We start from the raw sequence: 24,055 nt of genomic DNA on the forward strand, positions 1-24,055 counted from the left end.
AAGGCGACGGGCGAGAATTTCATCGAACCATGACGAACGGAACGCCAGCCTCTATCATCGTCGCATGAGCCCCGCTGACAGCCCTGCCGCCGTTCCCGAAGCCAAGGCCCCGCCCGCCGCCTTCGGCAAGGGGTTCGTGCTCGACACCTGGTATTTCGCCGCCCTGTCTCGCGACGTCGCCGAGGCTTCGCTGAAACGCTACGAACTGCTGGGCGAGCCGGTCCTGATCGGGCGCCGTCGCGACGGTCAGGTCTATGCGATGCGCGACATCTGTCCGCACCGCGCCGCGCCTCTGTCGGCCGGTCGGCTGGTGCAGAAGCCCGGGGAGCCCGAGACGGTCGAGTGCTGCTATCACGGCTGGCGCTTCCGCACCGACGGGGTCTGCGCCGCCATTCCGTCGCTGGTCGACGACCAGCCGTTCGAGGTCGAACGGGTCCGGGTGCGGTCCTATCCGGTGGTCGAGAGTCAGGGGATGGTGTTCGTCTATCTGCGCTCGGATCCACGCTCGGAGACCGAGCCCGACCATCCGCCCCCGACCTTCCCCGGCGTGGTCGGCGGGGATGCGAAACTGGTCGAATGGATGGATTTCGACAGCCATATCGACCACGCGGTCGTCGGCCTGATGGACCCGGCCCACGGCCCCTATGTGCATCAGCAGTGGTGGTGGCGCTCCGAGCATTCGATGCACGAGAAGTCCAAGGCCTTCGAGCCGCGCGAACTGGGCTTCGCCATGGTCCGGCACGCGCCGTCGTCGAACTCGCGGGCCTACAAGATCCTCGGCGGCGCGCCCGCGACCGAGATCACCTTCCGCCTGCCCGGCTATCGCTGGGAGCATATCCAGGTCGGAGAGAAACAGGTCCTGGCCCTGACCTGCCTGACACCCGTCACCGAGACGAAGACGCGGATCACCCAGATCTTCTGGTCGGACCACTGGGTGTTCGGCATCGCCAAACCCTTCCTGCGGATGGGAGTCGTCGCCTTCCTGAAACAGGACGGCGGGATGGTGAACCTGCAGAACGAGGGGCTGCGCTACGACCCTGCCCTGATCTGGATCGACGACGCCGACAAACAGGCGAAATGGTACCAGCAGCTCAAGCGCGAATGGCAGAAAAGCCGCGCTGAACAGCGCGGCTTCTCCAATCCGGTCAAGCCGGCCGTTCTGAAGTGGAAGAGCTGAAACGCCCTTCCGAGCGTCTTACTTCGTGCTGACGCCGGCCAGCAGGGTATCGACCTGGCGGCCGATGTGGTCGGCAAGCTGGTCCACGGTCCAGCCGTCGTAGGCGGCGCGGCGGTAGTTGGACAGATAGGCGTCCCAAGTCAGTTCGGTCAGCAGGGCGATGTCCGCATCCTGCCTGATCTCCCCGGCGCCGATGCCGGCGCGCAGGATGTCGGAGATGACGTCGGTCAGGCCTTGGGTCGCGGCGCGCTGGCGGGTCTCGGCGGCGACGGGCTGGAACCACGAGCGGGCGACGATGGCCTGGAACAGCGGCAGTTGGTCGATCGAGCCGTGGTAGCCGGCGGTCAGGGCGTTGACGAGGCGATCGCGGGTCGAGCCGTCGCCCGCGCCGTTCAGCATGACCTCGGCCAGACCGGCCATGTCCTCGGTCAGGACGGCTTCAAACAGCTCGGCCTTGTCCTGGAAGTTGGCGAAGACGGCGCCCGTGGACATGCCCGCGCCCTTGGCGATGTCGCGGATGGTGGCGGGCTCGTAGCCGCGCTCGGCGAACAGGCCGCGAGCGGCGTCCAGCACCTTCTGGCGCGTGCGCACCTTGGCGGCCTGACGGCGGTTCAGGCGGGGTTGCGTATCGTTTGTGGGGGTGGCGGTCGACGCGGACTCACGCATGAACACGATTACTCTGTAGCTGACGCTTCACGGTCGGGGGTCCGCGAAACAGATGGACAGAAGGGGCTTGAGGCTGGATCGACCGCGCCGAAATCGGACGCAAGCGAGCGACCCGTGGAACGCCGGGCCCCGGGGGGAAGCCGGGCTTTCATCACGGAACGATGACCAAAATGGGTCGTGTTTCCGGTTAAGCCTTGGGACCGGCCCGCAGCGCCCGGGTCTTGCGATTGCGCCGGTCCTCGGGGATCGCCGCCTGGAACACCGCCCGGTACTTGTCCCGGCGCTCGTGGATCGAGGCGAGAACCAGCCCCATCGGCACGCCCAGATCGACCAGGGTGTTTTCAGCCAGTTGCAGGCTGGCCTCGGTGGTTTCCGGCACGGCGTCGGTCACGCCGAGACCGTAGAGTCGCGCGGCGTGGCGGTCATCGCGGGCCCGGGCGATGACGATCAGGTCGTCTCTCACGGCGCGGGCCGTGATCACGACCTCGTCCACCTTGGTCGGCGCGTCCATCGTCACGACCAGGGCCTTGATCGTCTCGACGCCGCACAGGGACAGCATCTCGGGCCGGGCCGCGTCGCCGTAGGAGACGTCGTAGCCCTCACGCCGGCCGGCGGCGACGGCGGCCGGATCGGTGTCGACCGCGATGAAGGTCTGGCCGTGCTCCTTGAGCATCTCGGCGACCAGACGACCCACCCGGCCGAAGCCGACGATCAGAACTGATGCGTCCTTCGAACCCGGTCCCGCGTCGGGCAGCAGGGCGGCGACAGGCGGTGCGGAGGTGGAACGGGCCAGCCGCTGACCCAGCATGGCGGCCAGGGGCACGGCGAACATGCTGATGGTCGCGGCGACGAGGACGGCCTGGGTGAAGGCCGGCGTCGCCACGCCTTCCACAAGACTGGTGTTGACGATGACGAAGGCGAACTCCCCCGCCGGACCCAGGACGAGGGCCGTCTCGATGGCGGCGCGGGCGGACAGGCCCCAGGCCCGGGCCAGGCCAAATATCAGCACCGCCTTGATGGCGATGACGCCCAGCGCGAGGCCGAAGACCAGCACAGGCTCGGCGGCGACGACGTCCAGGTCCAGACCGATGCCGACACCGACGAAGAAGACACCGAGCAGAAGACCCTTGAAGGGCTCGATGTTGATCTCGATCTCGCGGCGATACTCGGTTTCGGCCAGCAGCACGCCCGCGATCAGGGCGCCGAGGCTCATGGACAGGCCCGCGGCCTGGGCCGCGACGCCGGCGCCGACGACGACCAGCAGACACAGGGCGACGAACAGCTCCTGACTGCCGCCGTTGGACTTGGTCCGGCTCTTGGCGACGGAGCGGAACAGCGGGCGCAAACCAAGTCGACCGACCAGAACGATCAGGGCGATGCCGATCGCGGCGGGCACGAGGGTCAGGAGCGCCGGCCCCAGCACACGCGGCGACAGGTCTCCGCCCGCCGCCGTCAGGGTCGTCAGCACGGTGACCGTGATCAGGATGGGGGCGACGGCCAGATCCTGGGCGAGAAGGCCCGCGAAGGTCGCCCGGCCGACCACGCCACGCATCCGGCCCCGCTCGGCCATGACGGGCAGGACCACCGCCGTCGACGACAGGGCCAGGCCCATGCCCAGAACCGCAGCGCCGGCCAGAGGCTGGCCCAGCAGCATGAAGGCGCCGGCGAGGACGGCCGAACAGAGGGCGACCTGCATCATGCCGAAGCCGAAGACGAGCTTGCGCATCGCCTTCAGTCGCTCCCACGACAATTCCAGCCCGATCATGAACAGGAGGAAGGCGACGCCCAGTTCCGACAGCTGGGCCAGCTGGTCGGCGTCGTCGATGGTGAACCACGACAGCCAGGGGACGACGTGGGCGAAACGGCCGAGCCCGTCCGGGCCCAGCAGCACGCCTGCTGCGAGGAAGCCCAGAACGGGGCTGATCTTCCAGCGATTGAACAGGGGTACGACCACCCCCGCCGCCGCCAGGAAAACCACCAGGTCCTTGTAGTCGCCGCCGCCGTGTCCGCCCGCCATTCGATCTCCTTGAAGGTTGATCGTCACCTTAAAGGCGCCGCTTGGCGAGCGCCGAGCCCGGTTTCATGAACTTTTTTTAAGGCGACAGCCCTCAGGCCCGGCGTAGGGTCCGCGCTGAACCCGCGGCACCTGCGCGGCGACGATCCGGAACCCCAGGAAATCCCATGAAGTCTCTGCTTATCGGCGCGGCAACGGCTGCGCTCCTGCTGCCTGCCGCCGCATCGGCCCAAGACCACGACCACGGCTGCATCGACGAGACCTGCACGATCCAGTCGATCTTCCAGGACGGCGACGCGCCCTTCACCGGCTATCGCGGGACCGAAACGCCCCACTACGGAACGTGGGGCTTCGACACCGCCGGCATGGACCGGTCGGTCCTGCCGGGCGACAATTTCAACAGCTTCGCCAACGGCGCGGCTCTGGCCCGCACGATCATTCCGGCCGACCGCTCCAGCTACGGCATCTCGTTCGGCCTGCTGCGCGAGCTGTCGGACAACCGGGTCAAGGCGATGATCGACACCCTGGTCGCCCGCACCGACCTGCAGCCCGGCACCGACGAACAGAAGATCGCCGACGCCTACCGCTCCTACATGGACGTCGCCAGGATCGAGGCGCTCGACGCCCAGCCGCTGCAACCCTACCTGACCGCCATCCGCGCCGCCGACAGCCATGAGACGATGGCCGCCTATATGGGCCGCACCATCGGCGGGCTGGGCGGCTCCTTCTTCGGCACCGGCATCACGACCGACCAGAAGGACCCCAACCGCTACGTCGTCTCGACCAGCCAGTCGGGCCTCGGCCTGCCGAACCGCGACTACTATCTGTCGCCGCTCTTCGCCGAGAAGAAGGAAAAGTATCAGGCCTATGTCGCCCGGATGCTGGAAATGATCGGCTGGGACGACCCGGTCGGGAACGCCGCCGCCATCGTCGCCATGGAGACCGCGATCGCCGAGGCTCACTGGACCCCGGCCGAGAGCCGCGACCGCGACCGGACCTATAACGAGTACACGATCGAGAGGCTGGCGGCCGACGCGCCGGGCTTCGATTGGGAAGGCTATTTCAGCGCCGCGCGTCTGGGCGACATTCCCCGCCTCATCGTGCGCCAGAACACCGCCCTGCCGAAGATCGCGGCCATCTACGCCGAGACGCCGGTTTCGACCCTTCAGGCCTGGCAGGCCTTCCAGACTGTCGACCGCGCCGCGCCGCGCCTGTCGCAGCGCTTCTCGGACGCCCAGTGGGAGTTCCGGTCGCGTGAACTGTCGGGCGCCCTGGAACAGCGCAGCCGGGACAAGCGGGGCATCAGCTTCGCCGACGGCGCCCTGGGCGAGGCGGTCGGTCGCCAGTATGTCGCCGAGTATTTCCCGGCCGAGTCCAAGGCCCAGATGGAGCAGCTGGTCGCCAACCTGCGCGTCGCCCTGGGCCACCGGATCGAGGGCTATTCCTGGATGAGCCCCGAGACCAAGGCGGCGGCCCAGGCCAAGCTGGCGGCGTTCACCGTCAAGATCGCCTATCCCGACCGCTGGCGCGACTATTCGGATCTGGAGATCCGCGCCGACGACCTGTTCGGCAACGGCGAACGGGCCGGCCGCTTCCGCTGGGAGTACGACCTGGCCCGCCTGAACGCGCCTGTCGACAAGACCGAGTGGGGCATGACGCCCCAGACGGTGAACGCCTATTACAACTCCACGAACAACGAGATTGTCTTCCCGGCGGCGATCCTGCAGCCGCCCTTCTTCGATCCGCAGGCCGACCCGGCCGTGAACTACGGCGGCATCGGCGGCGTCATCGGTCACGAGATCGGCCACGGTTTCGACGACCAGGGCCGCAAGTCCGACGGTCAGGGCGTTCTGCGCGACTGGTGGACCCCGGCCGATGCGACCGCCTTCAACGCCCTGACCACCCGTCTGGGAGCCCAGTACGGCAGCTACGAGCCGATCGCCGGCCACTTCATCAACCCCGGCCTGACGATGGGCGAGAACATCGGCGACGCCTCGGGCGTGGCCGTGGGTCTGGAGGCCTATCACCTGTCGCTGAACGGCGCGGAGGCCCCGGTCATCGACGGCTTCACCGGCGACCAGCGCTTCTTCCTCGGCTGGGCCCAGGTCTGGCAGTCGAAATCGCGCGACGACGCCCTGAAGAACCGCATCGCCACCGACTCGCACTCGCCCGACGAGTTCCGCGTCATCGGTCCGCTGCGCAACGTCGACGCCTGGTACGAGGCCTTCGATGTCCAGCCGGGCACGCGCTACTACCTGACCCCGGAAGAGCGGGTTCGCATCTGGTAGGGTGTGGTCAAACCGACCAACCGCGGCGATCAAATTCGCCAATGTGACCAAAAGGCCGGAGCTCACAGCTCCGGCCTTTTTCACGTGAGATAGGCTGCGCTCAAGCAGCAAGCGACCGCGTCGCGAGCGATAGCGCGCCAAGGATGCTGATCATGCAGCAGACGCCACGCGTCGAGCGTTAGCGCACCAAGGATGGCATCCAGACGTGAAAAAGCCCGCTGCGGGGGATACATCGCAGCGGGCTTTCACGCTCTCTAAGGAGCGGACGTTTCCTCCCCGAAACGCCTCCGATCAGCGGCTGCGCCTTGTCAGCGCCGCGCCGTTCGAGTGAGACCAAATGGCCCCCGGGGCCGGTTCAAGTCAATCAAACCACTGGCGAAAATCGCCGCTTTCATGACTGAACATCGATAACTCATCCGTGAACAGGCGACATTCTCGAAGAAGCTTCGATAATGGTGCGAATGGTTCGCACGAGGTCTCCGCGGGCGACGGTCTGCTGTCCCGGACGCTCGGCCTTCCAGGCCTCGTTGTCGGCGAGACCGGCGGCGGCGGCGCGACCGGCGTCGAGATCCTTGATGGTGACCTGACCGGCCGCGATCTCGTCGCCGCCCAGCAGGACGACGGCCGGAGCGTTGCGTCGGTCGGCGTATTTCATCTGGGCCTTCATGCCCGCGCGGCCGAGATAGAGTTCTGCGGCGATCCCCGCAGCGCGCAGTTCGGAGACGGCGTCGAGATAGGACTGCATGTCGTCCTGGGAGAAGACGATCACGACCACGGGGCCGCGCGCGACCTCGCCCGCCCGCCCGGCCGCCCGAAGCGCCGAGGCCAGACGCGAGACACCGAAGGAGAAGCCGGTGGCCGGGGTAGACTGGCCGGTGAACCGGGCGACCAGATCGTCGTAGCGGCCGCCGCCGCCGATGGAGCCGAAGCGGACGGGGCGACCCTTGTCGTCGGTGGTGTCGAGCAGCAGCTCGGCCTCGAACACGGCCCCGGTATAGTACTCCAGCCCGCGCACGATGGTCGGGTCGAAGCGGACCGTCGCCTGATCCACGCGCATGGCGGTCAGGGCTTGATCGATGCCGGCCAGTTCCTCCAGGGCGGCGTCGCCGGCGGCGCCGAGGCCGCCCGAGCGGGCGATGGCGTCCAGCGTCTCGGCGCGCGTTCCTTCGGAGGCCGAGCCGAGGAAGGCCTCGATGGTCGCGGCGAGGCCGAGGGGCAGATTGGCGCCCTTGGTGTAGTCGCCGCTGTCGTCCAGACGGCCCTCGCCCAGCAGGGCGGCGACGCCTTCCCAGCCGAGGCGGTCGAACTTGTCGATGGCGCGCAGGGCGGTCAGACGCTGGATCGGGTCGGTGATCCCGCCGGCCTCGAACAGGCCGTCGAAGAGCTTGCGGTTGGAAACGCGGACGACGGCCTGGCCCTCGGCGAGGCCGGCAGCCTGAAGGCCCTCGCAGGCCATGGCGATGATCTCGGCGTCGGCCTCGGGGCGGTCTGAACCGACCGTGTCGGCGTCGCACTGGACGAACTCGCGGAAGCGGCCCGGGCCGGGCTTCTCGTTGCGCCAGACGGGTCCGAAGGCGTAGCGCCGGTAGGGTTTGGGCAGGGTCTCCCACGACTGGGCCGCGAACCGGGCGAGGGGCGCGGTCAGATCGTAGCGCAGGGCCATCCACTGTTCATCGTCGTCCTGGAGGGCGAAGACGCCCTCGTTCGGACGGTCGGCGTCGGGCAGGAATTTGCCCAGCGCATCGGCGTACTCGAAGGCGCCGGTCTCCAGCGGTTCGAAGCCCCAGCGTTCGTAGACCTCCGACACCTGACGGACGATCCGGCGCTCCTGGGCGACCTCGGGTCCGCGCCGGTCGGCGAAGCCCCGGGGGGCGCGGGCTTCGGGACGGATGGGTTCGGGGGCGGGGGCGTCGGTCATGGGCGCGGTGTTTAGAGGGAATAGGGATTAGGGACTAGGGATTAGGACGCCCTGCCCAAACGTCGTCGTCACGCCCCTAGTCCCTAGTCCCTAGTCCCTAGTCCCTAATCCCTGATCCCTACCGGCGAAGCCGGACCCACCGCCCGTAGGTCAGGCAGCGCCAGACCCACTCGAACGGCCCCATCGAGAAGACCGAGAGCCACAGGGGCGACCAGACGATCTGGGCGGCCCAGACGGCGCCGACCACCATCCACATCCGGGCCGGCCCGTGTTCGCCCATCCACATCGGACCCCAAGGCCCGTAATAGAGGGTGACCATGATCAGGGTCTGGGTCAGGTAGTTGGTGAAGGCCATCCGCCCGACCGGCGCCAGCCAGGCGACCAGCGGCCTGAGGCCGAAACGGACCAGCAGGATCAGGACGCTGGCGTAGAAGAGGGTGATCAGGAAGGCCATGCCGCCGGCAGCCGCGGCCAAGCCCCGGGTCGAATCCGCCTCGCCGGCCATCGTGTCCTGCCAGCCCCAGATGGCCAGGGCCGCCAGATTGGCGCCGCCGATCAGGATGACGAGGACATAGGTCCACAGGGGCGCGCGACCGTGCAGATAGCCCGACTTGAACAGGCCGAGCCCCAGCATCATCAGCGGCACCGTGACCGGGATCAGGAACGGGCTGGCCATCAGCTGGAAGGTCGCCCAGACCTTGATGTTTTCCAGCAATCCGCCCGGCCAGCCCGCGCGATAGGTCGCCACGGCTTCGGCGATGAGTTCAGGGCTCGACGGCGGCCGGCCGGCCTCCATCTGGGCCACGACCTCGGCCGGCAGATTGGCCATGCCCCAGGCGGCGACGGCGGCGATGAGCGCCCACAGCAGGGTGACCCCGCCGCCGACCCACAGCAGACGCCGCGCGCTCCACGACCGCATCAGCATCATCAGCAGACCGCAGTAGGCATAGTGGAACAGGATGTCGCCGTACCAGAGCACGACCCCGTGCAGGATGCCGAACAGGCCCAGCCACAGAAGCCGCCGCCACAGCAGGACGCCCCGGGCCTCGTCCGTCTTCTCGCCGCCGACCAGGAAGATCGACACGCCGAACAGCATGGAGAAGAGGGTGCGGAACTTGTCGTGGAAGAAGACGTCGACGACCCACAGGCCGATCAGGTCGGCAGGACTGGTCGCGCCGGGGGGCGGCGCCTCGGACATCATGACCTCGAAGGGCCAGGCGAAGGCGATGGCGTTGACGGCCAGGATCCCCAGGATCGCCCAGCCGCGCAACACGTCGAGCTGGAAGATGCGGTCCTTCGCCCCGGTCGGCGCGAGGCCTCCGGCGGCGGTCAGAGGCTGAACCTCGAGTGCGGGCATGGCCATGTGCTTCCCCCAAAGCAGACGATGCACGGACCCTAGAGCAAAGCCGGATCGGGTAAACCGTCCGATGGACGCAGGGTCAGCGGCCGAGGACGCCCAGACGGTCCTTCACCTTCTCCGGCGCGGGGACGAAGGCGATGAAGGCGGCGCAGAGACCGGCCCACAGGGCGTAGCTGACCCCCACGAGGATCGCGACCGGCAGTCCGGCGACACCGTAGATGAGCAGGGTCGTCTCGGTGGCGCCGACACCCTGGCCGATATCGCCCGACTGAACCCAGCCGTAGACCATCATGGCCAGAGCCAGCACCGTCTGGGCGGCGGCGGCCAGCAGACCGCCATACAGCATGAAGCGCCAGACGACGCCGAGGCGCGAGGCCGGACGGCCGCGAAGGTCGCGCTCGCGCCGGATCGACCACAGGCCGGCGGGCACGGCGAACAGGCCGATGAACAGGACGGTCAATCGCCAGTCGATCTCGCGGCCCGGGATCCAGTTCTGGGGTGGCCAGATCAGCAAGGTCAGGATCAAGGGCGGCCACATGACGCCCGCCAGGGCGGCCAGCGGGACCGCCGCGGCGCTACGGCGCCAGATGACCGGCGCCTGGCCCGGCAGGTCGGCGGGGCTGTCGAAGCGGGCCATCAGCGCGTCGGCACCGGAGCGTCACCGGAGTAGTCGTAGAAGCCGCGCCCGGACTTGCGCCCCAGCCAGCCGGCCTCGACGTATTTCACCAGCAGCGGACAGGGCCGGTATTTGCTGTCGGCCAGACCGTCGTACAGCACGTTCATGATGGCCAGGACGACGTCCAGACCCATGAAATCGGCCAGCTCCAGCGGGCCCATCGGATGGTTGGCGCCCAGCTTCAGCGCCTTGTCGATCGAGGCGACGTTCCCGACGCCCTCGTACAGGACATAGATCGCCTCGTTGATCATCGGCACCAGGATGCGGTTGACGATGAAGGCGGGGAAGTCCTCGGCGTTGGTCGTGGTCTTGCCGAGGCTCTCGGCGAAGGCGACGGCGGCCTCATAGGTCGAGGCGGAGGTGGCGATGCCGCGGATGATCTCCACCAGCTTCATGACCGGAGCCGGCTTCATGAAATGCAGGCCGATGAACCGGTCCGGCCGGTCCGTCGCCGACGCCAGCCGGGTGATCGAGATCGAGGAGGTGTTGGAGGCGAGAAGGGTGTTCGCGCCGAGGTGCGGGACCAATTCGGCGAAGACGGCCTTCTTGGTGGCTTCGTCCTCGACGGCGGCCTCGATGACCAGATCGGCCTTGCCGGCCTCGGCCAGGGTCTCGACGCCCGAAATATTGGCGAGGGCCGCATCGGCCTGGGCCCGGGTGACCGCGCCTCGCTCGACCGAACGGGCGAGGGAGGCGCCGATGACGCCGATCGCCACGGGCAACCGGTCGGCGGCCAGGTCGTACAGCCGCACCTGATATCCGCCCAGGGCCACGGCGTGGGCGATGCCGACGCCCATCTGCCCGGCGCCGATCACGGCGACTGATTTGATCGTGGAGGTCATGAAGTCGTGGTCAGAAGCGGCGTCTCGCCCGGGCGAGCGCACCTTAAGAGCGTCCGGGCGCGGCGCAAGGCTGGAATGACGCGGTGCGGCGCCCCGGCCACGGCGATCAACCTAGCCGAGGACGGCGATGATCGGCCCGGCGGCCATATTGTTGAAGGCGATCCGCGCGAAATTCAGCAGCAGCAGCACGACGATGGGCGAGATATCGATGCCGCCGAGCGGCGGGATGATCCGGCGGAACGGCTCCATCAGGGGCCGGGTCACGGCGTCGAGGAAGTTGGCCAGCTGGTTCACGAAGCTGTTCCGGTGGTTGATTACATCGAAGGCGAACAGCCAGCTGAGGATCGCCGAGCCGATGATAAACCAGGTCATCAGGCTGATGATGGCGTTGATGAGCCAGACGATCGCCATTCCCATGCGGGGAACTCCTTGAGAGGGGGAAGGCCGGTTCTAGCCGTCGCACCGAGGAAGGCCAAGGATTTGCGTGGTCGCAGGCAGGGTTATGGGAGAGATTGACACCGCGCCTCGCCGCCGCCTATGTCCCGCCCTCGCCTGTCACCCGGAAAACGGGGCCGTAGCTCAGTTGGTAGAGCGCGTCGTTCGCAATGACGAGGTCAGGGGTTCGACTCCCCTCGGCTCCACCAGGCACCCTCGGTTGGCTTATAGTATCAAACTTTCGGTCGCGGAGCCGGAGGAGTTGTCTTCGTTCAGTATCTCACGCGGGTCGCCAGCACGGGACAAGCTTCGAGACGCTCTCGTGCCCCCAGGATTGGTAGATTCCCCACCCGGAGATGTGGACGCTCACCATCGCGTTGTCGGTCGTCACAGTGTCGAACGTGAGCGAGGTTACGAAACCGTCCTTCATCGTAGGTCCGTTCGGGAGGTCACCACCGACCTGAGTGACGAATGGCCGGATCGGTACAGCTGGCAGCTCGCGGAACGAGAGTGCGACGTCTCGCAACGCAGGGCAGTCGACCGACGAAATAGTCTCCTCGTTTTCTCCTTGTCGCCGGGTCGCCGTCCACTCACGCTCCGCCAAAGCCTCAGTTGTTGGGTTACCCGTTGGCGCGGTCGTGTTGATCTGGATCTGGTGAGCTTGCACACGATAGGCAGCATCTGCTGCCACATCGATCGTCACTAGCCTGAGCGGCTCCATCTGCCGGGCCGGAGTGGCGATGAAGCCGCCAGGACCGGCTAATCCCAAAGACAACGCCGCAATGCAGGCGAGCATTTGATCACTCCTGAAACCTAGCCAAAGATGATTCATATCCGGGGGCGTTTACAAGCGGAGCCTTTGAGAAGGCTGGAGGCCCAACCGGCGATCTGATCAGGCCTCCGGTCTAGGTTTTAGGGACAGGCTGGCTCTGCCAGCGGGTTGACCTCACGACCCACCGTATCGAGAGGGGTATCGACCGTGTTGGCATACATCCGGAAACCCGTCGGCGAAGAGCTGTCGAGGACCATCACATAGGCGAGCCGGAGCGTTCAAAGGCAGCGGCGCCGCAGCGCCGCCAGCGGTCGGGAACAGGCCGCTGTTCTGTCGGCGCTGGCCCCAAACTTGGATGTCGCCGGGATTGGTAGCTTCTGTCATGGAAGTCTCCGCTTGCCGGGCCACAGCGGCTCGACGTCCAGAGAGCCTAAGGGGGCCGCGAACCAAGACGCGCGAGTTCGGTTCAAAGCGGCTTGGCGTCTGGAAAAAGACGTCGAACAGAAATATTTCTTCGACAGAATCTGGCCGCTGCGGACTGATCCAGTTGGCTTGGCGGATATCCCGTAGAATTGACACACAAGCGATGATTCAATCTCCGCTACGCCTCGCGGCCCTGTACCGCTTCGCCACCATCGCGGACCCTGCGGCCCTGCGAGATCTCCTGGAACAGCTCTGCGGCCATGATGTTCGCGGCACGTTGCTGGTCGCCCATGAGGGGGTGAACGGGACGATCGCCGGGCCCGCGGACGCGGTCGCGCGGGTCATCGACGGGCTGACCGCCCTACCCGGTTTCGCGGAGACCGATGTCAAATACTCCTCCGCCGGGCGGATGCCGTTTCATCGGCTGAAGGTGCGGGTGAAGCCGGAGATCGTGACGCTGGGGTTGCCGGATCTGGAGCCGGCCACGAATGCGGGGACCTATGTCGCGCCGGAGGACTGGAACGCCCTGATCTCCGATCCGGATACGATCGTGATCGACACGCGCAACGACTACGAGGGCGATGTCGGGGCCTTCGCCGGGGCGGTGCAGCCGAACACGCGGTCGTTCCGGGACTTCCCCGAGTGGTTCCGGACCGAGGGGCGCGCCCTGCTCGACCGGCGCATCGAAGACGGACGGGGGCCGCCGAAGGTCGCCATGTACTGCACCGGCGGAATCCGCTGCGAGAAGTCGACGGCCTTCCTGAAGGCCGAGGGAGTGACAGACGTCTTTCACCTGCAGGGCGGCATCCTGCGCTATCTGGAGACGGTGCCCGAAGCCGAAAGCCTGTGGCAGGGAGAGTGTTTCGTCTTCGATGAGCGGGTCGCGGTCGGGCATGGGCTGGCCGACGGGACGCACAGCCTGTGCCGGGGGTGCCGGATGCCGGTCAGTCCCGAGGGCCGGACCTCGCCCCACTACGTCGATGGCGTCTGCTGCGAGCGGTGCCACGACGCCCGGACCGAAGACCAGCGGCAGGCGGCGCTGGAGCGGGATCGTCAGGTGCGGATCGCGGAGCGGCTGGGGATCGCCCACATCGGGGCGAAGCAGGACCGGGGCTAACCCTTACTGGTCCTCGTCGAACTTCCGGGCGACCAGATCGCCCAGGGCGTCGATGGCTTCCTGCGCGTCAGAGCCTTCGGCCGTGATCTCGATCGAGCAGCCGTTGCCGGCGCCGAGCATCAGCAGGCCCATGATCGAGCGGGCGTCGACCGTGACGCCATCGCGGGTCACCTGGATCTCGGCCTCGAAGCTGGAGGCCAGTTTCACGAATTTCGCGGAGGCGCGGGCGTGCAGGCCGCGGGTGTTGCAGATGTTCGCGGTCGCTTTCGCGGTCGGCATGGTCTCGCCCAAAGCTACTTCTCGCCCGCCAGGACCCAGGAGGCCACGGAAATGTATTTGCGACCCGCGTCCTGGGCGTGGGCGACGCAGGTCTCCAGCGTCTCGCGCCCGCGCACGCTGGCCAGTTTGATCAGCATGGGCAGGTTGAGGCCGGCGATCACCTCGGCGTGGGTCTGTTCCATCACCGAGATGGCCAGGTTCGAGGGCGTGCCGCCGAACATGTCCGTCAGCAGGATGACGCCCGAGCCGTCGTCGACGGCGGCGGCGGCGTCGACGATGTCACGGCGACGGCGCTCCATATCGTCCTCCGGCCCGATACAGATGGCCGCGACCCCGCGCTGCGGGCCGACCACATGCTCCATCGCCGACAGGAATTCGGACGCAAGGCCACCGTGGGTGACGATCACGAGGCCGATCATGCCGAGCCGATCCTGGAAAGCGTCTGCAACGCCGAGTATCCCCTATGCCGTGGATCGGAAGCCCCCGCTCCGGTCCAAGCGGGCCTAGATAGGCCAAACCGATGCGCGATTAAAGCCGGTCGATGGCGAGGGCCAGAGTCCGGATCGCGGAGGCCGGCCGGATGTCCAGATCCAGACGCGGCAGCCTTACCCCCGCAAGTATCTCGAACGCCGGTTCGGGCAGCCTTTCGGGGGTGGCCTGAACGCAGTCGATCAAGAGGAAAACCCGCGCCACGGGCCGGGTCGCCGCGTCCAGAATGCCCAGCCCCCTCGCCTCGATCCGTCCGGCGATGCGGTCGGGCGCGCAGGCGTGGAGGCCGTCGCCCGAGGCCCAGACGTGGGCGTAGTCGTCGGCGACCAGACGCCAGCCCGCGTCGATCAGGCGCAGCGCGAGGTCGCTTTTTCCCGACCCTGACGGGCCGCGCAGCAACACGCCGCGCCAGCCGCCCGGACCGAACCGGGCGACGACCGTGGCGTGGACGGGCGGGCTCAAGCCCTGCGGCCGACGGCGGGCAGGGCCACCTCGAACCGCGCGCCCTCGACGGCGCCCGAGGCGTCCAGCCGGTTCGCGGCGGTGACCTGGCCGCCATGGGCCTCGACGATCTGGCGCACGATCGACAGGCCGAGACCGGAGTTGGACCCGAAGACCGCGCCCCGGGGCCGGGAGGTGTAGAAGCGCTCGAACACCGTTTCCAGATTCTCGGCCGGGATGCCCGGTCCGTCGTCCTCGACCCGCACATGCAGGGGCAGGGCGTCGATGTCGTCGCGGATCACGGTGACGCGGACCGTCGCGCCGTCAGGGCTGAAGGAACGGGCGTTGTCGATGAGATTGCGGAAAACCTGACCCAGAGGTCCGTCGCGTCCCATGACCCGGGCCGGCGCATCGAGGGCGACCTCCAGGGTCACCGGGGCCTCGCCCGGCTTGGACGTCGTCTCATAGACCCCGACGATATCGGTCAGCAGGGCGGAGAGGTCGACAGGGCGGGGCCGGTCGCGCGACAGTTCGGCGTCCAGACGCGAGGCGTTGGAGATGTCGGTGATCAGCCGGTCCAGACGGCGCACATCCTGTTGAAGGACGGCCGTCAGCCGGTCGCGCTTGTCCTTGTCCTGAACCAGATCCAGCGTCTCCAGCGCCGACCGGATCGAGGTCAGGGGGTTCTTGATCTCGTGGGAGACATCGGCCGCGAACCGTTCGATGGCGTCCATCCGCGTCGACAGGGTGTCGGTCATGGATTCCAGCGACCGGGCGAGGTCGCCGATCTCGTCGCGCCGGTCCTCGAGGTCCGGGAGGGAGATGGCGCGGGCGCGTTGCAGCCGGACCTGATCCGCCGCTGCTGACAGCCGCATGACAGGGCGGGCGACGAAGAGGTGCAGCAGCAGCGAGGCCAGAAGGTTCACGGCCAGGGCGACCAGGGCGAACGGAATCAGGGCGCGTCGCTGGGCGTCCAGGATCTGGTCGACGTCGTTGGCCTCCAGCGTCAGGACGCCGAGAACCTGTTGAACGTGCCGGATGGGCAGGGAGACGGAGACGACCCGCTCGCCGTTCTCCGAGCGCCGGACCGTCGTCTGGGGATCACCGGCGAGGGCGGCGAGAATTTCGTCTTCGAGGGCGATGTTGGCGGTTTCGAGCGTGGCCGCCGCCTTTTCCGCCCCCGTGTCCGGCGGCGCAGGCGTTCCGGCCGGACGGGCCGCCGGCAGGGGCTCGCCCTCGATGGTGTCGGAGACGTCGAAACTGTCGACCAGCAGCACCCCGTCCCGGTCGAAGATCCGCGCGCGCTGCCCCTGCGGGACGAAGCGGTCGATCAGGACCTTGGCCGACTGGTCGCGGTTCAGTTCCGGGACAGGCTCGCCCCGCGTATAGTCTTCGTCGCTCAGCACCTTGGACAGGAGCTCGGCCTGGCCCAGCAGGGATTCCTGACGCGCCTCGACCAGGCCTGTGCGCCATTCGTTGAGCGCAAGCGCCCCGCCGAGCAGGATCAGCAGGCTGGCCAGATTGAGGACGAGGATCAGCCCGCCGAGCCGCGACCCGCCGAAGCGGATCAGACGGCGGCGTAGCGGCAGGTCCTCGGACGATTCCGGAGGATCAGCTCTCGCGGTATCGATAGCCGACGCCATACAGGGTCTCGATCGCGTCGAACTCGTTATCGACGACCCGGAACTTCTTGCGCATGCGCTTGACGTGGCTGTCGATCGTGCGGTCGTCGACATAGACCTGATCGTCGTAGGCGGCGTCCATCAGGTTGTCGCGGCTCTTCACGAAGCCGGGGCGCTGGGCCAGGGCCTGCAGTAACAGGAACTCGGTCACGGTCAGCTTGACCGCCTTGCCGTCCCAGGTGCTCTCGTGACGGGCCGGGTCCATGACCAGCTTGCCGCGACGGATGGCCTTGCCGCTGATTTCAGCCGAAGGCTCGGGCTCGCCTCCGTCGCCGCCCGAGCGGCGCAGCAGGGCCTTGACCCGCTCGATCAGCAGGCGCTGGGAGAACGGTTTGTGGATGTAGTCGTCGGCGCCGAGGTTGAAGCCAAGGATCTCGTCGATCTCCTCGTCTTTCGAGGTCAGCATGATGACCGGAATCTGGGAGGTCTGGCGCAGGCGACGCAGCACCTCCATCCCGTCCATCCGGGGCATCTTGACGTCGAGGATGGCCAGATCCGGCGGCGAGGCCTCCAGCGCCTCGAGGCCCGTGGCCCCGTCGTGGTACGCGACCACCTTGTGGCCGTGGCTCTCCAGAGCCAGCGACACGGAGGCGACGATGTTCTCGTCGTCGTCCACCAGGGTGATATTGGCCAATTCGGTCTCCTCGTCTGATCCCTGACAGAAGTCGGGAGCGTCTGAACGCACGGCAAGCGTAACCGTTCGCCCGTGATCGCGGTGACTTTACGGCCACAGTCCGGCGCTGACCAGATTCCTTCGAAGAACGGGGCGCGAAACGGGACCTTAAAGCCTTCGCGGCTAGTCTTCGGGCAAGACCGCAGAAAGCGACCCATGGCCGGACCCGTCCACTACGAGCTCTACATCCGCAAGACGGCGCCCGCGCCGTGGTCGCTGATGATGGCGACGGAGGAGCGCAAGAACGCCGTCGATACCGCCGAGGAAATCCTGAAGGACAAGCGCGCCGTGGCGGTGCGGGTCACCAAGGAGACGCTCGATCCCGACACGATGGAGTTCAACAGCGTCACCGTCCTGACCAAGGGCGCGCCGGAGGCCCCGAAAAAGCGGCTGGTCAGCGCGGACGAGGAGCGTTCGAACTGTCTGGGCCCGCAGGACCTCTATGCCCCGCATGCCCGCGAGCTGATCGGGCGGGTGCTGGAGGACTGGCTGGGCCGGAACGGGATCACCGTCTTCGAGCTTCTGCACCGGCCGGACCTCGTCGAACGGCTGGAAGCGTCCGGGGTCGAACTGCAGCATGCGATCCAGAAGGTGGCCATCCCCGAAAGCCAGGCGACGGGTCAGGCCTCGCACGAGCTGATCCGGCACTATCAGAAGCTCGTCGAACAGGCGATGGAACGGGTGGTCGCGGCCGGGCGCAAGGGGACCTTCCCCGATCTGGCCAACCGGTCGCTGGCCGATGTGGCCCAGAAGCTGGCCGGCGCGCCGGATCGATCCTTCGTCATGGGCGGTGTCATCGCCGGCGCCCTGGCCGGTGTGCGGGGCGCGCGACCGCGTCTCGACCGGCTGATGGACCTTGCCGACCGGGCGCCGAGCGAGGGCGCGCCCCGCGCCATGGTCATGGTCGCGATCGAACAGATCCTGTGCGAACAGCTGGGCGCGCGGACCAATCTGTCGGAAATTCTCGGGCCCGCACTCGATCAGGGCGGGAGCCTGGCCGCCGTGGTGCGGATGGTGGCGCCCCGCGAGATCGACATGCTGATCGGCCACGATCCCCGCATGGCCCTGCTGATGCCGTCGGTCGACGGTCCGGCGGCCCGGCTGGGCAAACGGCTCGAGGCCGGCGAATATCCGATCCTGGCCGCGTCTCTGGCCCGGATGGTGTTGCGCGAACTGATGGGACCGCGCCGGCTGCGCCCTGCCGATGCGCCGGGCGAGATCGACATCCTGCGGACGCTGGCCATGTCCCTGACCGCGACGGCGGGGCGGCTGCTGACGCTGGAGGAGGTCCAGACGGCCTTCACCGAACGGTCCAAGAGCCTCATCACCGCCGACTTCGTCCAGGCCTATGTCGTGCCCTGCGAAACCGTGCTGTGCGAAGCCGAGCAACTGACGCGCCTGTGCGAGAACGTCACCGGTAATGCAAACAAGCGCTCGGCCGCCCGCTGGCTGGCCGCCTGCGTGACCTCTCTGCGGTTCGAGAGCGAAATGCGCATCAGCACGTCCACGGCCTCGAAGAAGCTTCAGATCCTGGCCCAGCTCAACCGGTCCGTCGTCGCCGCCGCCCTGTCGGAAAACGACACCGGACAGATCCTGACCGCCATCGGTCATGTCGGTGGCGTGGTGGAGGCCGAGGCCAGGCTGACGGTCCAGCTGGCGAAGGCGCCGGTCACGATTCAGCAGAAATTGTCGGCCCTGCTGCGGCTCGCGGCTGGCGAGACCGCGCCCCTGGGGCCGGCGGCCGACCGGGCCAAGGCCGAGGCGATCAAGATCTTCCGCGCGCCCGAAGCCCGGGCGGCCTTGACCGCCGCGCCGGAAAGCATCGCGCCGCTGAAGGGACTGATGAAGGCGGCGGGACTGGCGGCTTGACGTAGCAGGCTACCGCTCGACGCGCGGCGTCTCGCTGCTTGAGCCCACTTTCTCTCAGGCTACCGCTCGACGCGCGGCGTCTCGCTGCTTGAGCCCACTTTCTCTCAGGCTACCGCTCGACGCGCGGCGTCTCGCTGCTTGAGCCTGCGCGTCGCTTAAGCCCGGTCAGTCGAAGATGTCGAAGATGCTGTCGCGCTTCTTCTTTTTGTAACGGTAGTCGTCGTCATCGCGATAGCGCGGCTGTTCGCGGTACTGCGGCTGTTGCGGCGCTTGGCCCCAGGGTGCGTTCTGATGGGGGGCGGTCTGTTGCGGCGGCGGCGCGTAGGCGGGCTGGGCCGGAACGGCGGAGGCGACCGCGCCCTCCATCAGTTTTTCCAGCTCGCCGCGATCCAGCCAGACCCCGCGACAGGTGGGGCACATATCGAACTGGACGCCGTTGCGATCCAGGGTCTGCATCTGGGCGTTGTCGTTGGGGCACATCAGAAGGGGCAACGGCGGTCTCCTAGTCGACGGGTCTGGCTCCAGATGGCGCCTGTGTCCGAACGCGCCAACCGGGGCGGGGTGTCGCAGCCCCGCCCCTGTCGCTTCAATCAGTCTTCGGCCAGGACGATGACACGATCTTCCGGCAGATAGTCGAGCGCCTCGGACTTGGACGGATTGACCACGACACCGCCCATGTTGCGGCCGTCGTCATCCTCGCTCTCGCGCTTGCGGCGATAGCCGATGGCGGTTTCGCCGCGCTGACGGGCCGCCTCGGCGATGGTGTAGAAGCTCACCGGGCCGGACAGGTCCACATAGTCGCCGACCGGACGCATGTAGATTTCCGAACCGTCCTCATCGAGCAGGTCGTCGAAGATCGACGACAGGTATTCGTTCTCCGACGCCTGGGCCAGCATCAGGCTGACCAGCTTGTTGGACACCACGAAGTCGTCGGCGCGGGTGACCTCGGCCAGTTCGCGGTTGCGGATGTCGATCATCTCCGAGACCACCGAGATGTGGGTGCCGAGCCGCTCGGACAGTTTGCGCAGATGCAGCAGGGTGATCAGCGTACGGGTGTCGGCCGACTGGGCCTCCATGGTGTCCGAATAGCCCAGCACCATGATGCTGTCGTAGCTGACCGGATCCAGGGCCTCGATCGAGGCAGAATGGCTGGTGTCGATGGTCTTCGCCGTGACCTTCATATTGGTCGAGCCGAGGGGCATGGAGGCGATCTCCTCGGCGAAGCCGGGGGTGTCGCCGGCCACGGTCAGGATCGAGCCGGGGCGCACGTATTTCGACAGTTCGTAGGCGATCATCGGGCCGCGACGGTTCCAGCCGATGATCAGGGTGCGTTCGGCCTTGCGACGCACGGTCTTGGGCTTGCGGATCGCCGGGGCGTCGACGGCGTCGTCGGGCAGGGGCGTCATTTTGATCGAGGCGTCGTCCTCGGCGATGATGATCGCGCGCGAACCGGCGACGATGACTTCGTCCATCGGCGGGTTCATCCGCACCCGGCCGTCGGGATAGCGGAGGCCGATCAGGGCGGAGTCCTCGTAGCCCATGACCGCGTCGCCATAGGTCACGCCGGTCAGCTCCTCCAGCTCGGTCGTGTAGATTTCGCAACCGTCGAAATCGAGCAACTCGGAATAGACGGCCGACAGACCGGCCTGACGGCTGGACTGGACCACGATCCGCGAGATCAGGTCGTCGGCGAGCACCAGCTGGACCTCGTCGCCGCCGACGATTCGGGCGACCTCGGCGTTCTTCGCGTCGCGCAGCTCTGCGGCGATCAGATAGCGTTCCTCGCGACGCTTCGGATCGTTGGTCAGGGCCAGGACCGTCTTGATGACCTGGCTGTCCGGATCGTCGACGCCCTCTGGCGACACGACGATGATGGAGCGGCAGGCCTGGGGATTGACGATCGACAGATCGAACAGGTCGGTCGGATCGCCCGAGCGGCAGATGATCTGGGTGTTCTTGAGATCCTCGACCTTGTCGGCGATCTCGTCCTCCATCTCGACCTTGTCCTTGTTGGCCATGATGACGATGCGCGGATTCTTCCGGCTCTCGTTGGCGATGACCAGTTCGGAGATGATGTCGAAGATCGACGCCGACCAGTTCAGGATGATGGTGTGATCGCTCTCCAGAACGCGCGAGCGGCCCTTGCGGGCCTCCTCGATCTTGGCGTCCAGCCCGGCCGAGATGATGGAGATCAGGGCCGAGAAGACCAGGATGCCCATCAGGGTCACGAACAGGGTCAGGAAGCGGAACGGCCAGCCCGAGTCGCCGCCCATGGTGCCGGCGTCCATCGTCCGCATCAGCGACTGCCAGGCCGCCTCGAAGAAGTTGAAACCGCCGTCAGGACCCATGCGACTGATCGCCAGGATGGTCGCGGCGAAGACGATCACCACCAGGGTCACCAGGCTGAGCCAGCCGACCAGGGCGACCGGACCGCCGGCCATCGACTTGTCGAAGCCGTACTTCAGACGTTCGCCGAGGCTGACGTCGCCCGTCTGCTGTCCCTTGGTGGTGTTCGGTTTGGCGGCGGCGCCCTTGGCGCCGGCGCGGGCGGCGTTGGCGCGAGTGATCGATCCCATGGAGCGATGCGTGTCCCTGATTGTCCGCCCGCCCCCCTGGCCGACGGGCCGTCCTGCGACAATTCGCGCACTGACGGTGAGCGGCCACGCTTAAAGCGGTTTTCCGGCCTTTGGAAGCTGACGATTCCCGACTAGAAGGCGGGCCTTCTCCAATCGCGGCTTGAGGGGTCTCTCATGCGCTATCTGCACACCATGGTTCGGGTCGCCGACCTGGAGGCCTCCCTGCATTTCTGGACGACCCAGCTGGGCCTGGAGGAGGTCCGCCGTCTCGAGAACGAGAAGGGACGGTTCACCCTCGTCTTCCTGGCCGCGCCGAAGGACAGGGACCGTTCGGCCGCCGAGCGGGCGCCCGAGGTCGAGTTGACGTACAACTGGGACCCCGAGACCTATACGGGCGGCCGGAATTTCGGCCACCTCGCCTACAAGGTCGATGACATCCATGCGACCTGCCAGCGGCTGATGGACTCGGGCGTGGTCATCAACCGCCCGCCCCGCGACGGCCACATGGCCTTCGTCAGATCGCCCGACGGCATCTCGATCGAACTGCTGCAGGAGGGGACGCCGCTGGAACCCGCCGAGCCGTGGCTGTCGATGCCCAACACCGGAACCTGGTAGGCGTGCGTCCGATCCTGGCCGGCGTCGCGGTCCTGCTCGCCGGGTGCGCCTCGACCTCCGAGACCAACCCCGGCCGGACCGCGACCGAACAGCTGCTGATGGCCCGCGCCGCCGACATCGCCGTCGACGGGCTGCGGCTGCCGATCCCGCCGGGGTCGCGCGTCTTCGTCGAGAACCGGTACATGCAGGGCGAGGGCTCGGCCTATGCGACCTCGGCCGTCCGCTCGGCCCTGTCGGAAGCCGGTTTCGCCCTGGCCGACGACAAGAGCCTGGCCGACGCGGTGTTCGAGCTCCGCGCCGGCGCCCTGTCGCTGGAGCAGATGCGCCGGGTCGTCGGCCTGCCGCCGCTGGCCCTGCCGATCAACGAGAGCCTCAACGTCGTCTCGATCCCCGAACTCAGCCTCTACAGCCGCCGCGACCGGGTCGGCGTCGCCGAGTTCTCGGGGTTCGTCTACGACGCCCGCACGGGCGCGCCGCTGGGCGCCGTCTCCCCGATGATCGGCGAGTACCGCATCCGCAGCCACAAGCTTCTCATGATGGTCACCTGGGGCCAGCAGTCGGCCCGCCCGGGCGAACGTGATCCCGGCGACAGCTGGCGGGAGTTCTAGCTCAACGACTTCATGTCGATGACCGCGCGGTAGCGGACCTCGCCGTTCTCTATGCGGGTGTAGACCTCGTTGATGTCCTTGATGTCGACGATCTCGATCTCGGGCGCGATGCCGTTCGCGGCGCAGAAATCGAGTACGTCCTGCGTCTCCTTCAGGTTGCCGATCAGCGAACCGGCGACGCTCTGACGCCGGAACGCCAGTTTGGAGTTGTCGACGCCGTCGATGACGTCGAGGTTGCCGACCACCACGAACCTGGCGTCTCGTTTCAGCAGGTCCAGCAGGGCGCCGACCTCGTGCTTCTCCGGCACGGTCGACAGGATGAAGTCGAAGGTCCCGGCCAAGGGTGTCAAGGACGTCTTGTCGGTCTCGACATAGGCGGCGTCCGCGCCCTGCGCCTTCGCATCGGCGATCTTCTCTGGCGTGGAGGTCAGGACGGTGACTTCCGCGCCGATTGCCTTGGCCAGTTTCGCCGCCATGTGGCCCAGGCCGCCGAAGCCCAGCACCGCGACCTTGTCGCCCTTCTTCACGCCCCAGTGCTGCATCGGCGACCAGGTGGTGACGCCGGCGCACAGGATCGGCGCGGCGGCAGCGGGGTCGAGGCCCTCGGGGATCGAAAGGACGAAGTCCTGCCTGACCACCACGGTGTCGGAGTAGCCGCCGAAGGTGTTGTCGCGACCGTACATGTTGGAACCGTCCTCGGTCATGGTCGCCGGGGTCATCGGGCCGTTGTAGGTGGCCAGCCAGCCGTTCGGGCCCTCGCAGTAGTTCTGATCTCCGGCATGACACGGCTCGCACTGACGGCAGCTGTCGATCATGCAGCCGACCCCGACGATGTCGCCCTCCTTGAACCGCGTCGTCTTGGCGCCGGCCTTCTTCACACGCCCGACGACCTCGTGGCCGGGGATGCAGGGGTAGACGGTGTTCTTCCACTCGTTCTTCACCTGGTGGATATCGGAGTGGCAGACGCCGGTGAACATCACCTCGATCTGGATCTCGTCGTCCTTTGGCCCTTCGCGCTCGATCTCCATCCGCTCCAGCCTGGCGGCGGCGGACTTGGCGCCATAGGCGAGGGACGTGATCATGGGGAGGCTCCGGGAGTGGGGGAGCCCACAGAACCCCACGCTCAAGTCCTTGT

Annotated in this window: 22 protein-coding genes and 1 tRNA gene; 7 read left to right on the forward strand and 16 right to left on the reverse strand. The window is 67.3% G+C overall.

Annotated elements, in window-relative coordinates:
• Nucleotides 1-64: 64 nt before the first annotated feature.
• A complete protein-coding gene (locus ACQY68_RS00700) occupies nucleotides 65-1,177 on the forward strand; it encodes a Rieske 2Fe-2S domain-containing protein (RefSeq protein WP_428151096.1) in 1,113 nt (370 codons plus the stop codon).
• Nucleotides 1,178-1,195: 18 nt separating this feature from the next.
• On the opposite strand, the gene ACQY68_RS00705 is transcribed toward ACQY68_RS00700, so the two are convergent.
• A complete protein-coding gene (locus ACQY68_RS00705) occupies nucleotides 1,196-1,843 on the reverse strand; it encodes a TetR/AcrR family transcriptional regulator (RefSeq protein WP_428151097.1) in 648 nt (215 codons plus the stop codon).
• 187 nt (nucleotides 1,844-2,030) lie between these two features.
• A complete protein-coding gene (locus ACQY68_RS00710; protein ID WP_428151098.1) occupies nucleotides 2,031-3,860 on the reverse strand; it encodes a cation:proton antiporter in 1,830 nt (609 codons plus the stop codon).
• A gap of 164 nt (nucleotides 3,861-4,024) precedes the next feature.
• Here ACQY68_RS00710 and ACQY68_RS00715 point away from each other — a divergent pair, with 164 nt between their 5' ends.
• Nucleotides 4,025-6,145 (forward strand): M13 family metallopeptidase, encoded by a 2,121-nt coding sequence (locus ACQY68_RS00715; protein WP_428151099.1) that lies wholly within the window; start codon nucleotides 4,025-4,027, stop codon nucleotides 6,143-6,145.
• 412 nt (nucleotides 6,146-6,557) lie between these two features.
• On the opposite strand, the gene hisS is transcribed toward ACQY68_RS00715, so the two are convergent.
• The 5 genes from hisS to ACQY68_RS00740 form a co-directional block, all read right to left on the reverse strand.
• Nucleotides 6,558-8,063: a histidine--tRNA ligase gene (gene hisS / locus ACQY68_RS00720; protein ID WP_428151100.1), complete on the reverse strand. Its 1,506-nt coding sequence runs from the start codon at nucleotides 8,061-8,063 to the stop codon at nucleotides 6,558-6,560.
• A gap of 118 nt (nucleotides 8,064-8,181) precedes the next feature.
• Complete coding sequence (locus ACQY68_RS00725; protein ID WP_428151101.1) at nucleotides 8,182-9,426, reverse strand: DUF418 domain-containing protein; 1,245 nt, start codon at nucleotides 9,424-9,426, stop codon at nucleotides 8,182-8,184.
• Between the two features lie 76 nt (nucleotides 9,427-9,502).
• Nucleotides 9,503-10,060, reverse strand: a complete 558-nt coding sequence (locus ACQY68_RS00730; protein ID WP_428151102.1) for a phthalate transporter — start codon at nucleotides 10,058-10,060, stop codon at nucleotides 9,503-9,505.
• A complete protein-coding gene (locus tag ACQY68_RS00735) occupies nucleotides 10,060-10,941 on the reverse strand; it encodes a 3-hydroxybutyryl-CoA dehydrogenase (protein WP_428151103.1) in 882 nt (293 codons plus the stop codon). The genes ACQY68_RS00730 and ACQY68_RS00735 overlap by 1 nt, the downstream gene beginning before the upstream one ends.
• A gap of 111 nt (nucleotides 10,942-11,052) precedes the next feature.
• Nucleotides 11,053-11,358: a YggT family protein gene (locus ACQY68_RS00740; RefSeq protein ID WP_428151104.1), complete on the reverse strand. Its 306-nt coding sequence runs from the start codon at nucleotides 11,356-11,358 to the stop codon at nucleotides 11,053-11,055.
• A 151-nt stretch (nucleotides 11,359-11,509) separates the two neighbouring features.
• Between ACQY68_RS00740 and ACQY68_RS00745 the strand changes: the two genes are divergently transcribed.
• Nucleotides 11,510-11,585 (forward strand) — tRNA-Ala (locus ACQY68_RS00745).
• Nucleotides 11,586-11,656: 71 nt separating this feature from the next.
• Here ACQY68_RS00745 and ACQY68_RS00750 read toward each other — a convergent pair.
• Nucleotides 11,657-12,172: a hypothetical protein gene (locus ACQY68_RS00750; protein ID WP_428151105.1), complete on the reverse strand. Its 516-nt coding sequence runs from the start codon at nucleotides 12,170-12,172 to the stop codon at nucleotides 11,657-11,659.
• 562 nt (nucleotides 12,173-12,734) lie between these two features.
• Here ACQY68_RS00750 and ACQY68_RS00755 point away from each other — a divergent pair.
• The gene (locus ACQY68_RS00755) at nucleotides 12,735-13,688 is read left to right on the forward strand and encodes a rhodanese-related sulfurtransferase (RefSeq protein ID WP_428151106.1); all 954 of its coding nucleotides are present in this window, start codon (nucleotides 12,735-12,737) and stop codon (nucleotides 13,686-13,688) included.
• 3 nt (nucleotides 13,689-13,691) lie between these two features.
• Here the strand turns inward: ACQY68_RS00755 and ACQY68_RS00760 are convergent, their stop codons facing one another.
• The 5 genes from ACQY68_RS00760 to ACQY68_RS00780 all read right to left on the reverse strand — a co-directional run bounded on the left by ACQY68_RS00760 (nucleotide 13,692) and on the right by ACQY68_RS00780 (nucleotide 17,213).
• Nucleotides 13,692-13,967 (reverse strand): HPr family phosphocarrier protein, encoded by a 276-nt coding sequence (locus tag ACQY68_RS00760; protein WP_428151107.1) that lies wholly within the window; start codon nucleotides 13,965-13,967, stop codon nucleotides 13,692-13,694.
• A gap of 14 nt (nucleotides 13,968-13,981) precedes the next feature.
• Entirely contained in the window at nucleotides 13,982-14,386 is a 405-nt protein-coding gene (locus ACQY68_RS00765; RefSeq protein ID WP_271084494.1) for a PTS sugar transporter subunit IIA, read from the reverse strand.
• 109 nt (nucleotides 14,387-14,495) lie between these two features.
• Entirely contained in the window at nucleotides 14,496-14,918 is a 423-nt protein-coding gene (locus ACQY68_RS00770) for an HPr kinase/phosphorylase (protein ID WP_428151108.1), read from the reverse strand.
• Nucleotides 14,915-16,540: an ATP-binding protein gene (locus ACQY68_RS00775; protein ID WP_428151109.1), complete on the reverse strand. Its 1,626-nt coding sequence runs from the start codon at nucleotides 16,538-16,540 to the stop codon at nucleotides 14,915-14,917. The genes ACQY68_RS00770 and ACQY68_RS00775 overlap by 4 nt, the downstream gene beginning before the upstream one ends.
• Nucleotides 16,509-17,213, reverse strand: a complete 705-nt coding sequence (locus tag ACQY68_RS00780; protein WP_309628429.1) for a response regulator transcription factor — start codon at nucleotides 17,211-17,213, stop codon at nucleotides 16,509-16,511. The genes ACQY68_RS00775 and ACQY68_RS00780 overlap by 32 nt, the downstream gene beginning before the upstream one ends.
• Nucleotides 17,214-17,408: 195 nt before the next feature.
• Between ACQY68_RS00780 and ACQY68_RS00785 the strand changes: the two genes are divergently transcribed.
• Entirely contained in the window at nucleotides 17,409-19,121 is a 1,713-nt protein-coding gene (locus ACQY68_RS00785; RefSeq protein ID WP_428151110.1) for a hypothetical protein, read from the forward strand.
• Nucleotides 19,122-19,286: 165 nt separating this feature from the next.
• Here the strand turns inward: ACQY68_RS00785 and ACQY68_RS00790 are convergent, their stop codons facing one another.
• Together ACQY68_RS00790 and ACQY68_RS00795 are read right to left on the reverse strand one after the other, a co-directional pair.
• On the reverse strand, nucleotides 19,287-19,613 hold the full coding sequence (locus tag ACQY68_RS00790; protein ID WP_428151111.1) for a zf-TFIIB domain-containing protein: 327 nt from the start codon (nucleotides 19,611-19,613) through the stop codon (nucleotides 19,287-19,289).
• Nucleotides 19,614-19,711: 98 nt separating this feature from the next.
• The gene (locus tag ACQY68_RS00795; RefSeq protein ID WP_428151112.1) at nucleotides 19,712-21,697 is read right to left on the reverse strand and encodes a CASTOR/POLLUX-related putative ion channel; all 1,986 of its coding nucleotides are present in this window, start codon (nucleotides 21,695-21,697) and stop codon (nucleotides 19,712-19,714) included.
• Between the two features lie 174 nt (nucleotides 21,698-21,871).
• On the opposite strand from ACQY68_RS00795, the gene ACQY68_RS00800 reads away from it, so the two are divergent.
• Together ACQY68_RS00800 and ACQY68_RS00805 are read left to right on the forward strand one after the other, a co-directional pair.
• Nucleotides 21,872-22,312: a VOC family protein gene (locus ACQY68_RS00800; protein WP_428151113.1), complete on the forward strand. Its 441-nt coding sequence runs from the start codon at nucleotides 21,872-21,874 to the stop codon at nucleotides 22,310-22,312.
• Nucleotides 22,313-22,314: 2 nt separating this feature from the next.
• Nucleotides 22,315-22,920, forward strand: a complete 606-nt coding sequence (locus ACQY68_RS00805) for a DUF6655 family protein (protein ID WP_428151114.1) — start codon at nucleotides 22,315-22,317, stop codon at nucleotides 22,918-22,920.
• On the opposite strand, the gene ACQY68_RS00810 is transcribed toward ACQY68_RS00805, so the two are convergent.
• A complete protein-coding gene (locus ACQY68_RS00810; protein ID WP_428151115.1) occupies nucleotides 22,917-24,002 on the reverse strand; it encodes an NAD(P)-dependent alcohol dehydrogenase in 1,086 nt (361 codons plus the stop codon). The two genes, ACQY68_RS00805 and ACQY68_RS00810, sit on opposite strands and share 4 nt — an antisense overlap.
• Nucleotides 24,003-24,055 lie beyond the last annotated feature (53 nt).

The organism is Brevundimonas sp. (genome assembly GCF_965278935.1).
Classification (GTDB): Bacteria; Pseudomonadota; Alphaproteobacteria; order Caulobacterales; family Caulobacteraceae; genus Brevundimonas.

Coding starts and splice junctions, on each gene's coding strand:
- ACQY68_RS00700 (WP_428151096.1), top strand. CDS start 65: ATGAGCCCCGCTGACAGCCCTGCCGCCGTTCCCGAAGCCAAGGCCCCG.
- ACQY68_RS00705 (WP_428151097.1), bottom strand. CDS start 1,843: ATGCGTGAGTCCGCGTCGACCGCCACCCCCACAAACGATACGCAACCC.
- ACQY68_RS00710 (WP_428151098.1), bottom strand. CDS start 3,860: ATGGCGGGCGGACACGGCGGCGGCGACTACAAGGACCTGGTGGTTTTC.
- ACQY68_RS00715 (WP_428151099.1), top strand. CDS start 4,025: ATGAAGTCTCTGCTTATCGGCGCGGCAACGGCTGCGCTCCTGCTGCCT.
- hisS (WP_428151100.1), bottom strand. CDS start 8,063: ATGACCGACGCCCCCGCCCCCGAACCCATCCGTCCCGAAGCCCGCGCC.
- ACQY68_RS00725 (WP_428151101.1), bottom strand. CDS start 9,426: ATGGCCATGCCCGCACTCGAGGTTCAGCCTCTGACCGCCGCCGGAGGC.
- ACQY68_RS00730 (WP_428151102.1), bottom strand. CDS start 10,060: ATGGCCCGCTTCGACAGCCCCGCCGACCTGCCGGGCCAGGCGCCGGTC.
- ACQY68_RS00735 (WP_428151103.1), bottom strand. CDS start 10,941: ATGACCTCCACGATCAAATCAGTCGCCGTGATCGGCGCCGGGCAGATG.
- ACQY68_RS00740 (WP_428151104.1), bottom strand. CDS start 11,358: ATGGGAATGGCGATCGTCTGGCTCATCAACGCCATCATCAGCCTGATG.
- ACQY68_RS00750 (WP_428151105.1), bottom strand. CDS start 12,172: ATGCTCGCCTGCATTGCGGCGTTGTCTTTGGGATTAGCCGGTCCTGGC.
- ACQY68_RS00755 (WP_428151106.1), top strand. CDS start 12,735: ATGATTCAATCTCCGCTACGCCTCGCGGCCCTGTACCGCTTCGCCACC.
- ACQY68_RS00760 (WP_428151107.1), bottom strand. CDS start 13,967: ATGCCGACCGCGAAAGCGACCGCGAACATCTGCAACACCCGCGGCCTG.
- ACQY68_RS00765 (WP_271084494.1), bottom strand. CDS start 14,386: ATGATCGGCCTCGTGATCGTCACCCACGGTGGCCTTGCGTCCGAATTC.
- ACQY68_RS00775 (WP_428151109.1), bottom strand. CDS start 16,540: ATGGCGTCGGCTATCGATACCGCGAGAGCTGATCCTCCGGAATCGTCC.
- ACQY68_RS00785 (WP_428151110.1), top strand. CDS start 17,409: ATGGCCGGACCCGTCCACTACGAGCTCTACATCCGCAAGACGGCGCCC.
- ACQY68_RS00795 (WP_428151112.1), bottom strand. CDS start 21,697: ATGGGATCGATCACTCGCGCCAACGCCGCCCGCGCCGGCGCCAAGGGC.
- ACQY68_RS00800 (WP_428151113.1), top strand. CDS start 21,872: ATGCGCTATCTGCACACCATGGTTCGGGTCGCCGACCTGGAGGCCTCC.
- ACQY68_RS00810 (WP_428151115.1), bottom strand. CDS start 24,002: ATGATCACGTCCCTCGCCTATGGCGCCAAGTCCGCCGCCGCCAGGCTG.